Raw genomic sequence first — 12,526 nt, 5'->3', positions numbered from 1 at the left:
TAGGCCGAGGGCTTGTCCTCATTTGCTCGCGTCCACTGTGTGGTTCCCGGGTTGCGAACAGTCGCACCGGTTGAACCAGCTCCACTTTTAATTGAAGAGTGTGCTTGTTCGCTAGAACCCGATAGGGTTTCGGTGGTCATAGCGTTAGGGAAACGCCCGGTTACATTCCGAACCCGGAAGCTAAGCCTTTCAGCGCCGATGGTACTGCAGGGGGGACCCTGTGGGAGAGTAGGACGCCGCCGAACAATCTTTCAGGACCCTTGGTCCCAGCGTTCATGCTGGGACCAAGGGTCCTTTTTGTTTTGCCTTGAATTTTTCGAAGCGCGTCGGAGTGCCGACTGCGCGAGAATGACTGCAGTACCCGAAGACAGGAGTCACGTCGATGTCCACCAACTCTCCCGACGATCGTCCGGAGCGCGAGCCGCGTCGTAGGGACGGTGGCGACCGGGGCGGCTTCCGCGGACCGCGTCGTGACGACAACCGTGGCGGCAGCGACAACCGCGGCGGCGACAACCGCGGCGGTGGCGGCTTCCGTCGCGATGACCGACGTGACGACCGTCCGTCCTTCCGTCGCGATGACCGTGGTGGGGAGCGGCCGGCCTTCCGTCGTGACGAGCGCCGTGATGACCGCCGTGATGACCGCCGTGACGACCGTGGCGGGGAGCGTCCCCCCTTCCGTCGCGACGACCGGCGCGATGACAACCGCGGCGGTGGCTTCCGTGGCGGGGACAACCGTGGCGGCGACAACCGTGGCGGTGGCGGCTTCCGTCGTGACGACCGTGGCGGGGACAACCGTGGCGGCGAGAACCGTGGTGGTGGCTTCCGTGGGAGCGACAACCGTGGCGGCGGCGGGTTCCGCAGTGGCGAAAACCGTGGCGGGGACAACCGTGGTGGTGGCTTCCGTGGGAGCGACAACCGCGGTGGCGGCGGGTTCCGTCGCGATGACCGCCGTGACGACCGTCCGTCCTTCCGTCGCGATGACCGTGGTGGCGACCGTCCGTCCTTCCGCCGTGACGACCGTGGCGGGGAGCGTCCTCCCTTCCGTCGCGACGACCGTGGTGGCGACAACCGTGGTGGTGGCGGCTTCCGTCGCGATGACCGGCGTGATGACCGGCGTGATGACAACCGTGGCGGTGGCTTCCGCCGTGACGACCGTCGGGACGACAACCGCGGTGGCGGCTTCCAGCGGGACGACCGTCCGTCCTTCCGCCGCGACGACCGTGGTGGGGAGCGGCCGGCCTTCCGTCGGGACGAGCGCCGTGATGACCGCCGTGACGACCGTGGTGGGGAGCGGCCCCCCTTCCGTCGGGACGAGCGTCGCGATGACCGGCGTGATGACCGGCGTGATGACAACCGTGGCGGTGGCTTCCGCCGTGACGACCGTCGGGACGACAACCGCGGTGGCGGCTTCCAGCGGGAGGAGCGTCCGCCCTTCCGTCGGGACGAGCGCCGTGATGACCGCCGTGACGACCGCCGTGACGACCGCCCCCGTGGGCCGCGTCGGGACGACAACCGTGGCGGTGGCTTCCGTCGTGACGACCGGCGTGACGACAACCGGGGTGGTGGTGGTTACCGCGGTCGGGACGACCGGGGTGGCTACGGGCGTCGCGACGACCGGGACCGGGACCGGCCGGATCGCGCGCCCATCAAGCGGCTGCCGATCCCGTCGGAGATCACCGGTGAGGAGATCGACGCCGACGTGCGCCAGGAGCTGATGAGCCTCCCCAAGGGGCTCGCCGAGGACGTCGCCCGCAACCTCGTCATGGTCGCCAACCTGATCGACGAGGACCCCGAGCAGGCGTACGCCTACTCCCGTATCGCCCTGCGGCTCGCCTCCCGCGTCGCCGCCGTGCGTGAGGCCGCCGGCTTCGCCGCGTACGCCACGCAGAAGTACTCCGAGGCGCTGGCCGAGTTCCGGGCCGCGCGGCGGATGAACGGTGGCGTCGAGCTGTGGCCCGTGATGGCCGACTGCGAGCGCGGTATGGGCCGGCCCGAGCGCGCGCTCGCGATGGCCGGTGAGCCGGAGACGCAGAAGCTGGACAAGGCCGGACAGGTCGAGATGCGGCTCGTCGCCGCGGGTGCCCGCCGGGACATGGGGCAGCTGGACGCCGCCATCGTGACCCTGCAGAGCCCCGAGCTCGCGTCCACCGCCGTGCACCCGTGGACCGCGCGCCTGCGGTACGCCTACGCCGACGCGCTGCTGGCCGCCGGACGTGAGGACGAGGCCCGTGAGTGGTTCGCCAAGGCGCTGGAGTCGGACAAGGACGGAGCCACGGACGCCTCCGACCGGCTCGCCGAGCTGGACGGTGTCGAGTTCGTGGACGCCATCGACGACTCGGACGAGACCGACGAGATCGTAGAGACCGTGGCCGTCCACGCGGACGAGGACGACGTCGAAGACCTCGACAACGACGAGGACGACGACGAGGACGAGGACGACGAGGACGACCGCGTCTGACATCTGACGTCTGACGAGAAAAGGGCGGCACCCCTCCCCGGGGTGCCGCCCTTTTTCTGTGTGCTCAGTCCAGCGCCAGGCTTCTGAGCACCAGGCCCGTCGCCGGCTTCGGGCCGAAGGACGTCGACTTGCGGGGCATGGTGACGCCCTGCCGCGCCAGGTCCCGTACGACGTCTTCCCGTACCGGATGCATGAGCACCGCCGTACCGCCGCGGCGTTCCGCCTGGGCGACGGCGGCCGCGGTGTCGTGGATGTAGCTGATGTCCTCGGGAGCGTCCGGGATGTGCCAGAGGTGGTCGAGGAGCGTGGCGTGCAGGACCGTCGCGTCCAGGGTGCGCCAGGCTTCGGGGCGGTCCGTGCGGACCGTGCGGGAGAGCAGCTCCGGGTTCGGCCGGTCGACGAGGTGGAACGCGCCGTCGCCGGTGAGGAGGAAGGCGTTGCCCTCGGCCGCCGCCGACGCCAGGGACTCCAGGGCCCTCGGAAGGGGGCCCTCGACGCGGCGGACACGGAAGCCGTCCCCGAGGGCCGCGAGCGCGTCCGCGACCGGCAGGCGGTTGAGGAGCCGGTGGATCGCGCGGACCCGCAGCGGGTAGCGGGCGGTGTCGATGAGGAGCACCAGGCCGTAGTTCCACGGGCTCGGCGAGTCGTGCTCCTCGCGCAGGCGGAGGTAGGTCGCCCAGCGGTGGTGGCCGTCGGCGATCAGCGCCTGGTGCTCCGCGAGACCGGCCGTGATCGTGGCGAGCTCGGCGGGATCCGTGACCGACCAGAGACGGTGATGGAAGCCGTCCTCCGTGGTGGTGGAGAGCAGCGGCTCGCGCTGGACGGTGCGTTCGATGACATCCGCGGCGCCGTCGCCGTCACCGCGGTACGTGAGGAGCAGCGGCTCCAGGTTCGCGGCGGTCGTCCGCATCAGCGCCGCGCGGTCCTCGACCACGTGCGGCATCACGTCCTCGTGGGGCAGGACGATGCCCTCCGCCGGTGTGGAGAGCTCCAGCGCGCCGATGACGCCCCGTTGGAGGATGCCGTCGCCGTGCTGCTCGTACACGTAGAGCGAGGGCTCGGGGTCCGGTGCGAGGACGCCTTCGGCGAGCCAGCGGTCGAGGGTGACGGCGGCCTTGCGGTGACGGGTGCCGGCGACGACGGCCTGCGGCAGGATCAGCCGGACGATGTTGTGGGGGTCGGCGGACTCGAGGTGGTGCAGTCCGTCGGGCCGCACGACGACGTCGTACGGCGGGGAGGTCACGGCGGCCAGGCTGCCGACCCGTTCCGGGACGTAGCGGAGTCCCCGGAACGGGACCAGACGCAGACCGTCGGCGCGGACGTCGTCGGCCGCGGGACCTGAGGTGTTCATTACGCAATCGTAAGTGGGCGGTGGCTATGAGCGATGATCGGGGGAGCGGGGGGCTTTCCCGCGGTGATGTGAGGAGTACGAGGTCATGGGTGACGGCGGCGGTCAGGGCCGGCAGGGCAGGAATCGGCCGGGCGGCAGCGCGCGGGCGCTGAGCGAGGCGTACGACACGGCGCTGCTGGACCTGGACGGTGTGGTGTACGCGGGCGGCGAGGCGATTCCCCACGCCGTCGACGCGCTGGGCTCGGCGCGGGCAGGCGGCATGCACCTCGCGTACGTCACCAACAACGCCTTGCGGACGCCGGACGCGGTGGCCGCGCACCTGACCGAGCTGGGGGTGCCGGCCGAGGCAGGGGACGTCATCACGTCGGCGCAGGCGGTGGCGCGGTTGATCGCCGACGAAGTGCCCCCCGGCTCGCGGGTGTTGGTGATCGGCGGGGAGGGGCTGCGGGTGGCGCTGCGTGAGCGGGGCCTGGAGCCGGTGGAGTCGGCGGACGAGGAGGGTCTGGCGGCGGTCGTGCAGGGGTACGGCGGGCCGGAGCTGCCCTGGGGGCGCCTTGTGGAGGCGGGCTATGCGGTGGCGCGGGGCGTGCCCTGGTACGCGTCGAACACGGACCTGACCATTCCGGGGCCGCGGGGGATCGGGCCGGGGAACGGGGCCGCGGTGGAGGTCGTCCGGATCGCCACGGGCGGTCTCGTGGAGCCGAAGGTGGCGGGGAAGCCGTTGCCCCCCATGCACCGTGAGACGGTGCTGCGGACCGGCGCCGAGCGGCCGTTGGTGGTCGGGGACCGGCTGGACACGGACATCGAGGGGGCGTTCAACGGAGGTGTGGACTCGCTGCTCGTGCTGACCGGGGTGACGGACGTGGCGCAGCTGCTGTCGGCGGTGCCGGAGCACCGGCCGACGTATGTGGCGGCGGATCTGCGGGGGTTGCTCGTGGGGCAGCCCGAGGTGACGGAGGCCGACGGCGGCTTCGTGTGCGAGGGGTGGACGGCGTCGGTGAGCGGGGGAGCGCTGGTGCTGGACGGCGAAGGGGACGCGCTCGACGGCGTGCGGGCCTTGTGCGGGGCGGCGTGGTCGGACGCCGGCCCTGGGGCGTGCGGGCTGGACGCGGCGAAGGCGCTCCGGCGGCTGGGGTGGTGACGGGAGCCTGACGCCGGCGGGTGCGTCCGAGGGGTGGCCGGGGCGGGCGGTGGCAGCCGTGGACCTGGGGGCCGGCCGTGCAAGCGGGAAGCGGGCGGACGATGCGGGTGGCCGTCGCCCGCACGGGCGGCTGTCCGCCGGGAACGGACCTCCAGGACCGATGGGACGATGGCAGGGTAGGCTAACCTAACTCCGTGTTGGTCGAGAGTCCCTCCCGAGCGAGCGCGGAGTCGACAGGTCCTGCCCAGCCGCCGAGGCGTCGCAATTCCGTGCGCGCCGTCGGCCTGGTCGTGGCCGTCGGGGTCCTGCTGCTGGTCTGTGTCCTGAGCATCATGATCGGCGCCAAACCGGTGCCGCTCGGGGATGTCTGGCACGGTCTGTTCCAGAACAGCGGTGTCGGAAACGACGTCATCATCCATGACGTACGCGTCCCCCGGACCCTCCTCGGGCTGCTCGTCGGCGTCGCGCTCGGTCTGTCCGGAGCCGTGATGCAGGGCCTCACCCGCAACCCGCTCGCCGAACCCGGCCTCCTAGGTGTCAACGCCGGTGCCGCCGCCGCCGTCGTGTCCGCGATCGCGTTCCTCGGGATCACCGAGGTCACCGACTACATCTGGTTCGCCTTCATCGGCGCGGCCGTCGTCTCCGTCGTCGTGTACGTCCTCGGCGGCAGCCGCAGCTCCACACCCGTGCGCCTCGCGCTCGCCGGCACCGCCGCCACCGCCGCGCTCTACGGTTACGTGAACGCCGTACAGCTGCTGAACTCGGCCGCCCTCGACCGGCTCCGCTTCTGGACCGTCGGGTCGCTCGCCTCCGCCGACATGGAGACGGTGCGCCGGATCGCACCCTTCGTCCTCGTCGGCGTCGTGCTCGCCCTGCTCATCTCCCGGCCGCTCAACGCGATGGAGATGGGCGACGACACCGCCCGCGCGCTGGGCGCCAACCTCAACCGCACCCGCGTCGTCGCGATGGTGGCCGTCACGCTGATGTGCGGCGCCGCGACCGCGGCCTGCGGCCCGATCATGTTCCTCGGGCTGATGGTGCCGTACCTCGTCCGCGCCATCACCGGCCCCGACATGCGCTGGATCCTCCCGTACGCGGCCGTCCTCGCACCCGTGCTGCTCATCGGCTCCGACGTGATCGGCCGGCTCGTCGCCCGGCCCTCCGAGCTCCAGGTCGGCATCGTCACCGCGCTCGTCGGCGGCCCCGTCTTCATCCATCTCGTCCGCCGCAAGAGGATGGCCCAGCTGTGACCACCAAGTCGCTACGGACCGGGGGAGGGTTCTCCGTACGGTACGAGCCCCGTGCCGCGATCTCCGTGCTGGCGCTGCTCGTTCTCACCCTCGCCGTCGGCATCGTCCTGATCGGCAGCGGAGACTTCCCGATCGCCCCCGGCGATGTCGTCACCACGCTCCTCGGCAACGGCACCGCCGTCCAGGAGTTCGCCGTCATGGACCTGCGCCTGCCGCGTGTGCTCGTCGCCGTCTTCGTCGGCGCCGCGCTCGGCATCGGCGGCGCCGTCTTCCAGTCGATCTCCCGCAACCCGCTCGGCAGTCCGGACGTGATCGGTTTCGGTCAGGGCGCCTCCGTCGGCGCGCTGCTCGTCATCGTGCTCTTCCAGGGCAGTTCGCTCGCCGCCGCTGGCGGGGCGATCGTCGGCGCGCTGATCACCGGCACCGCGATCTACCTGCTCGCCTGGAAGCGAGGGGTGCACGGCTACCGTCTCGTCCTCGTCGGCATCGGTGCGGCCGCCATGCTGACCGCCGTCATCCACTACCTCCTCACCAAGGCCAACCTGGTCGACGCCACCCGGGCCACCGTGTGGATGACCGGTTCGCTGGACGGGCGTGACTGGCAGCAGTTCTGGCCCCTGTTCGCGGCCAGTTGTCTGCTCCTCCCGCTGGTCCTGGGGCACGGACGGGCGCTGCGGATGCTGGAGATGGGGGACGACGCCGCGTACGCGCTCGGCGTGAAGGTCGAGCGGACCCGCATCGTGCTGATGGGTTCCGCCGTGCTGCTCGTCGCCGTCGCCACCGCGGCCGCCGGCCCGATCGTCTTCGTCTCGCTGAGCGCGCCGCAGCTGGCGCGCCGGCTCACCCGCTCACCCGGACCGAACCTCGCCGCTTCCGCCCTCATGGGCTCCGCGCTGCTGCTGGTCGCCGACTGGCTGGCGACGAACGCCTTCGGCGACCGGCAACTGCCCGTCGGCGTCGTGACCGGCGTGCTCGGCGGCTGCTATCTGCTGTGGCTGCTCGTCGCCGAACGCAAGGCAGGACGGATATGAACGAGAAGAACCTCAGGAGCAACCCCATGGACGGTCGGACCCAGCGGCTCAGCGCGGAGGCGGTCACCCTCGCCTACGACCAGCGGATCATCGCACGCGACCTGTCGGTGGCGATCCCCGACAACTCCTTCACGGTCATCGTCGGGCCGAACGCCTGCGGCAAGTCGACCCTCCTGCGCGCCCTGTCCCGGATGCTCAAGCCCTCCCAGGGGCGGGTCCTCCTCGACGGGCAGACCATCCACACCATGCCGGCCAAGAAGGTCGCCAAGACCCTCGGCCTGCTGCCCCAGTCCTCCATCGCCCCCGACGGCATCACCGTCGCCGACCTCGTCGCCCGTGGCCGCTACCCGCACCAGGGGCTGCTGCGGCAGTGGTCGCCGGAGGACGAGCGGATCGTCCAGGAGTCGATGGCGGCGACCGGCGTGGCCGAGCTCGGCGAACGGTACGTCGACGAGCTGTCCGGCGGTCAGCGCCAGCGGGTGTGGATCGCGATGGCGCTCGCCCAGCAGACCCCGCTGCTGCTCCTCGACGAGCCGACGACCTTCCTGGACATCCAGCACCAGATCGACGTCCTCGACCTCTGCGCCGAACTGCACGAGACCCAGGGACGCACCCTGGTCGCCGTCCTGCACGACCTGAACCACGCGGCGCGGTACGCGACCCACCTCATCGCCGTCCGCGGCGGCGAGGTCGTCGCGGAGGGCCCGCCGGCCGAGGTCGTGACGGCCGAGCTGGTCGAGCGGGTCTTCGGGCTGCGCTGCCAGGTCATCGACGACCCGGAGACGGGCACGCCCCTGGTCGTACCGGCGGGCCGCAAGGCGCGCGCCCGCAAGGCCGTGGCGGCGCAGGAGCCGGCCCTACAGAAGTGACCGCAGCCGCAGCAGGTCGCGCAGCCCCGCCTCCAGCTTGACCCGGCCGGAGGCCCAGGCCTTCGCGAAGTTCAGCTCGCCGTTCACCATCGCCACGAGGTCGTCGCCGGTCATCGCCAGGCGGATCTGCGCCTTGGCGGGCGGCGGGCCCGGGACCGTGTCCCCGACCTCGATCCGACCGCCCGCGAGACGGCCGGTGAACGTCGTGTCCAGGTCGGTGAGGTGGCAGCTCAGGGTGCGGTCGAGCGCGGTGGCACTGCGCACCTCGCCGTTCGCGCGCGTGAGATTGTCCGAAAGCTTGTCGAGTGCGCTGCGGCACTCCTCGATCGTGGCCATTGTGATCGACCGTACCGCAGGGCTTCGCGATAGCGTCGGGGGATGAGCGACGTGATGCCGGAGCCGGACGGCACAGGGGTGGACCCCGATCGTACGGCGGCGGAGCCGGATCGTACGGCGGCGGAGCCCGTCCCCGCGGGGGCGGAGCCGCACGGGGACGGGGGCGGGAACAGGGCCGGGGACGCGGCCTTCGAGCCCGTCGCGCCCGCGCCCCTGGGCGTGGAGCGGACCCCCACCGGACACCCCGGCGTGGATGCCCTCCTCGGCCGTCTCGCCGACGCCGACCGCCTCCCGGCGGAAGGACACCTGGAGGTGTACGAGGATGTACACCGTGGGCTGCGCGACGAGCTGACCTCGCTCGACACCGTCCGCCCCGGACCGACATCGCCGTACGACCACAGGAGCTGAACCGAACGTGGCAGGAGTGGCACGCCGCCGTCTCGACGCCGAGCTGGTACGGCGCAAGCTCGCGCGCTCGCGCGAGCACGCCAGTCAGCTGATCGCCGCGGGCCGGGTGACCGTCGGCAAGACGGTCGCGACCAAGCCCGCCACCCAGGTCGAGACCGCCGCGGCCATCGTCGTCGCCCAGGACGACGACGACCCCGACTACGTCTCGCGCGGCGGCCACAAGCTGGCCGGCGCCTTCGCCGCCTTCGTACCGCAGGGGCTGAAGGTCGAGGGACGCCGAGCGCTCGACGCGGGCGCGTCGACCGGCGGCTTCACCGACGTCCTGCTGCGCGCGGGCGCCGCACATGTCGTCGCCGTCGACGTCGGCTACGGTCAGCTCGCCTGGTCGCTGCAGAGCGACGAGCGGGTCACCGTGAAGGACCGGACGAACGTCCGGGAGCTGACGCTCGACGCGATCGACGAAACCCCCGTCGACCTCGTCGTCGGCGACCTCTCCTTCATCCCGCTCGGCCTGGTCCTGCCCGCCCTGGTGCGCTGCACCGCCCCCGGCGCGGACCTGGTCCTGATGGTCAAGCCACAGTTCGAGGTCGGCAAGGAGCGGCTCGGCACCGGTGGCGTCGTCCGCAGCCCGGAGCTCCGGGCCGACGCGGTACGCAACGTGGCGCGGCAGGCCGGCGAGCTCGGGCTCGGTGTGCTGGGCGTCACGGCGAGCCCGCTGCCCGGCCCCTCGGGGAACGTCGAGTACTTTCTGTGGCTGCGGGCAGGGGCGCCCGCGCTGGATCCGGCGGATGTCGACCGCGCCGTGGCGGAGGGACCTCGTTGAGCTCAACGACCGCACCACCTGCTAGTCGTTCTGGCAGTCGTACTGTCTTCCTGCTCGCGCACACCGGCCGGCCGGCCGCCGTGCGCAGCGCCGAACTCGTCGTCCTCGGTCTGCTGCGCAGCGGGATCGGCGTCCGTGTCCTGGAGGCGGAGGCGGCCGACCTGCCGCTGCCGCCGTCCGTGGAGGTCGTACCGGAGGCCTGCTCCGACGCCCTCGACGGCTGCGAACTGCTCGTCGTCCTCGGCGGCGACGGGACGCTGCTGCGCGGCGCCGAGTTCTCCCGGGCGTCCGGCGTGCCGATGCTCGGCGTGAACCTCGGACGCGTCGGGTTCCTCGCCGAGGCCGAGCGCGACGACCTCGACAAGGTCGTGGACCGGGTCGTCACCCGGGCGTACGAGGTCGAGGAGCGGATGACCCTCGACGTGGCCGTCTACGAGAACGGTGACGTCCTGCACCGGGACTGGGCCCTCAACGAGGCGGCCGTGCAGAAGGTCTCCCCGGAACGGATGCTGGAGGTCGTGCTCGCGATCGACGGCCGGCCGGTCACCGGCTTCGGCTGCGACGGAGTGATCTGCGCGACTCCGACGGGCTCGACGGCATACGCCTTCTCGGCGGGCGGCCCGGTGATCTGGCCCGAGGTCGAGGCGCTGCTGATGGTGCCGATCGGCGCGCACGCGCTGTTCGCCAAGCCGCTGGTGACGACGCCCGAGTCGGTGCTGACAGTGGAGGTTGAGCCGCACACGCCGCACGGCGTGCTGTGGTGCGACGGCCGGCGGACCGTGGAACTCCCTTCGGGGGCACGCGTGGAGGTGCGGCGCGGGGCGGTGCCGGTACGGCTGGCACGGCTGCACCACGCCTCGTTCACGGACCGGCTGGTGGCGAAGTTCGCCCTGCCGGTGTCGGGCTGGCGAGGCGCGCCGCGCTAAGTCGTGTCCGGCCGCCGACGGGCGGCCGGCCCGCCCACCCCCACGGGTGACAACCGCTTTCCCGACCTGCGGGTTCATCACGTTCCGGCAGGGGCCGTCGCACAGCCGGGCCTCGACCTCGTAAGGTCTTGACCGTGTTGGAGGAGATGCGGATACGGTCGCTCGGGGTCATCGACGACGCGGTCGTCGAGCTGTCGCCCGGTTTCACCGCGGTGACGGGCGAGACCGGTGCGGGCAAGACCATGGTCGTGACCAGCCTCGGGTTGCTGCTCGGCGGGCGGGCCGACCCGGCCCTGGTGCGGATCGGCGCGGCGTCGGCCGTCGTCGAGGGGCGGATCAGCGTGCCCGAGGGCGCCACCGCCGCCGTACGGGCCGAGGAGGCGGGCGCCGAGCTCGACGACGGCGTACTGCTCGTCAGCCGGACGATCTCGGCCGAGGGGCGCTCGCGTGCCCACCTCGGCGGGCGTTCCGTGCCGGTCGGGCTGCTCGCCGAACTCGCCGACGAGCTTGTCGCCGTCCACGGCCAGACCGACCAGCAGGGCCTGCTCAAGCCGGCCAGGCAGCGTGGGGCCCTCGACCGGTACGCGGGTGACGCCGTTGCCGTACCGCTGGCCGCGTACGGGGAGGCGTACCGGCGGCTGAGGGCCGTCGTCGCCGAGCTGGACGAGATCACCACCCGGGCGCGGGAACGGGCCCACGAGGCCGATCTGCTGCGTTTCGGACTCGGTGAGATCGAGGCCGTCGAGCCGCGGGCCGGCGAGGACACCGAACTCGCCGCCGAGGCCGAGCGGCTCGGTCACGCCGAGGCCCTCGCCTCCGCCGCGGCCCTCGCGCACGGCGCGCTCGCCGGGAACCCCGAGGACCCGGAGGCCGTCGACGCGACGACCCTGGTCGCGGGCGCCGGGCGCGCCCTGGAGGCCGTACGGTCCCACGATCCGGCGCTGGGCGCGCTCGCGGACCGGATGGGGGAGATCTCCATCCTCCTCGCCGACGTCGCCGGGGAGCTCGCCGGCTACGCCGACAACCTCGACGCCGATCCGCGGCGGCTCGCCGCCGTCGAGGAGCGCCGCGCCGCGCTCACCGCGCTCACCCGGAAGTACGGCGCGGACGTCGCCGGCGTGCTCGCGTGGGCGCAGGAGAGCGCGGCCCGGCTCACCGAGCTGGAGGGCGACGACGACCGGATCGGCGAGCTGACGGCCGAACGGGACGCGCTGCGGGCCGAACTGTCGGTCCTTGCGCAGGCGCTCACCGACGCCCGTACGGAGGCGGCGGCCCGGTTCGCCGAGGCCGTGACCGCCGAACTGGCCTCGCTCGCCATGCCGCACGCACGCGTCTCCTTCGACATCCGGCAGACCGAGGACCCCGAGGGCGTCGAGGTCGGCGGCAGGACCGTGGCCTACGGGCCGTCCGGGGCCGACGAGGTCGAGCTGCTCCTCGCCCCGCATCCGGGAGCTCCGCCGCGGCCGATCGCCAAGGGAGCGTCCGGCGGTGAGCTGTCGCGGGTGATGCTCGCGGTGGAGGTCGTCTTCGCGGGTACGGATCCGGTGCCGACGTACCTCTTCGACGAGGTCGACGCGGGTGTCGGTGGCAAGGCGGCGGTGGAGATCGGCCGCCGGCTCGCCAAGCTCGCCAAGTCCGCGCAGGTCGTCGTGGTCACCCACCTTCCGCAGGTCGCGGCCTTCGCCGACCGGCAGCTGCTGGTGGAGAAGACCAACGACGGTTCCGTCACCCGGTCCGGTGTCACCGTCCTGGAGGGCGAGGACCGGGTCCGGGAGCTGTCACGGATGCTGGCGGGCCAGGAGGACTCGGAGACGGCGCGGGCTCACGCGGAGGAGCTCCTCGCGACGGCCCGGGCGGACGCCTGAGGAAGCGCGGCACGGCCGGGGCCGGGGTGCGGCCCCGGGCGCGGGCCGGAGGCCTGGGTGCCGGGCGG

Annotated in this window: 12 protein-coding genes and 1 rRNA gene; 11 read left to right on the top strand and 2 right to left on the bottom strand. The window is 72.5% G+C overall.

What is annotated here, in order from left to right:
• The first annotated feature begins 128 nt into the window (after window positions 1-128).
• From rrf to J7E93_RS28900, 3 genes are all read left to right on the top strand, one after another.
• Window positions 129-245 (top strand): 5S ribosomal RNA (gene rrf / locus J7E93_RS28910).
• A 225-nt stretch (window positions 246-470) separates the two neighbouring features.
• The gene (locus J7E93_RS28905; RefSeq protein WP_308368824.1) at window positions 471-1,715 is read left to right on the top strand and encodes a hypothetical protein; all 1,245 of its coding nucleotides are present in this window, start codon (window positions 471-473) and stop codon (window positions 1,713-1,715) included.
• Window positions 1,655-2,458, top strand: a complete 804-nt coding sequence (locus J7E93_RS28900) for a tetratricopeptide repeat protein (RefSeq protein WP_215072950.1) — start codon at window positions 1,655-1,657, stop codon at window positions 2,456-2,458. Before J7E93_RS28905 ends, J7E93_RS28900 begins: the two co-directional genes overlap by 61 nt.
• Before the next feature lie 64 nt (window positions 2,459-2,522).
• On the opposite strand, the gene J7E93_RS28895 is transcribed toward J7E93_RS28900, so the two are convergent.
• On the bottom strand, window positions 2,523-3,809 hold the full coding sequence (locus J7E93_RS28895; protein WP_215072944.1) for a DUF1015 domain-containing protein: 1,287 nt from the start codon (window positions 3,807-3,809) through the stop codon (window positions 2,523-2,525).
• An 85-nt stretch (window positions 3,810-3,894) separates the two neighbouring features.
• Between J7E93_RS28895 and J7E93_RS28890 the strand changes: the two genes are divergently transcribed.
• From J7E93_RS28890 to J7E93_RS28875, 4 genes are all read left to right on the top strand, one after another.
• Window positions 3,895-4,950 (top strand): HAD hydrolase-like protein, encoded by a 1,056-nt coding sequence (locus J7E93_RS28890; protein WP_215072943.1) that lies wholly within the window; start codon window positions 3,895-3,897, stop codon window positions 4,948-4,950.
• 290 nt (window positions 4,951-5,240) lie between these two features.
• Window positions 5,241-6,200: an iron ABC transporter permease gene (locus J7E93_RS28885; RefSeq protein ID WP_215072949.1), complete on the top strand. Its 960-nt coding sequence runs from the start codon at window positions 5,241-5,243 to the stop codon at window positions 6,198-6,200.
• Complete coding sequence (locus J7E93_RS28880; protein ID WP_215072942.1) at window positions 6,197-7,231, top strand: iron chelate uptake ABC transporter family permease subunit; 1,035 nt, start codon at window positions 6,197-6,199, stop codon at window positions 7,229-7,231. Before J7E93_RS28885 ends, J7E93_RS28880 begins: the two co-directional genes overlap by 4 nt.
• 26 nt (window positions 7,232-7,257) lie before the next feature.
• Window positions 7,258-8,100: an ABC transporter ATP-binding protein gene (locus tag J7E93_RS28875; RefSeq protein WP_215072941.1), complete on the top strand. Its 843-nt coding sequence runs from the start codon at window positions 7,258-7,260 to the stop codon at window positions 8,098-8,100.
• On the opposite strand, the gene J7E93_RS28870 is transcribed toward J7E93_RS28875, so the two are convergent.
• Window positions 8,089-8,436: an SCP2 sterol-binding domain-containing protein gene (locus J7E93_RS28870; protein WP_215072940.1), complete on the bottom strand. Its 348-nt coding sequence runs from the start codon at window positions 8,434-8,436 to the stop codon at window positions 8,089-8,091. The genes J7E93_RS28875 and J7E93_RS28870 overlap by 12 nt on opposite strands.
• Window positions 8,437-8,478: 42 nt before the next feature.
• On the opposite strand from J7E93_RS28870, the gene J7E93_RS28865 reads away from it, so the two are divergent.
• From J7E93_RS28865 to recN, 4 genes are all read left to right on the top strand, one after another.
• Complete coding sequence (locus tag J7E93_RS28865; protein WP_215072939.1) at window positions 8,479-8,844, top strand: hypothetical protein; 366 nt, start codon at window positions 8,479-8,481, stop codon at window positions 8,842-8,844.
• A gap of 7 nt (window positions 8,845-8,851) precedes the next feature.
• Entirely contained in the window at window positions 8,852-9,667 is an 816-nt protein-coding gene (locus tag J7E93_RS28860) for a TlyA family RNA methyltransferase (protein WP_215072938.1), read from the top strand.
• Window positions 9,664-10,593, top strand: a complete 930-nt coding sequence (locus J7E93_RS28855; protein ID WP_215072937.1) for an NAD kinase — start codon at window positions 9,664-9,666, stop codon at window positions 10,591-10,593. The genes J7E93_RS28860 and J7E93_RS28855 overlap by 4 nt, the downstream gene beginning before the upstream one ends.
• A 146-nt stretch (window positions 10,594-10,739) precedes the next feature.
• Window positions 10,740-12,458, top strand: a complete 1,719-nt coding sequence (gene recN / locus J7E93_RS28850) for a DNA repair protein RecN (RefSeq protein ID WP_215072948.1) — start codon at window positions 10,740-10,742, stop codon at window positions 12,456-12,458.
• Window positions 12,459-12,526 lie beyond the last annotated feature (68 nt).

The organism is Streptomyces sp. ISL-36, assembly GCF_018614205.1.
In the GTDB taxonomy this organism is placed as follows: Bacteria; Actinomycetota; Actinomycetes; order Streptomycetales; family Streptomycetaceae; genus Streptomyces.
This window is presented reverse-complemented; position numbering and strand designations above follow the sequence as displayed.

Coding starts and splice junctions, on each gene's coding strand:
- J7E93_RS28870 (WP_215072940.1), bottom strand. CDS start 8,436: ATGGCCACGATCGAGGAGTGCCGCAGCGCACTCGACAAGCTTTCGGAC.
- J7E93_RS28865 (WP_215072939.1), top strand. CDS start 8,479: ATGAGCGACGTGATGCCGGAGCCGGACGGCACAGGGGTGGACCCCGAT.
- recN (WP_215072948.1), top strand. CDS start 10,740: ATGCGGATACGGTCGCTCGGGGTCATCGACGACGCGGTCGTCGAGCTG.
- J7E93_RS28875 (WP_215072941.1), top strand. CDS start 7,258: ATGGACGGTCGGACCCAGCGGCTCAGCGCGGAGGCGGTCACCCTCGCC.
- J7E93_RS28890 (WP_215072943.1), top strand. CDS start 3,895: ATGGGTGACGGCGGCGGTCAGGGCCGGCAGGGCAGGAATCGGCCGGGC.
- J7E93_RS28895 (WP_215072944.1), bottom strand. CDS start 3,809: ATGAACACCTCAGGTCCCGCGGCCGACGACGTCCGCGCCGACGGTCTG.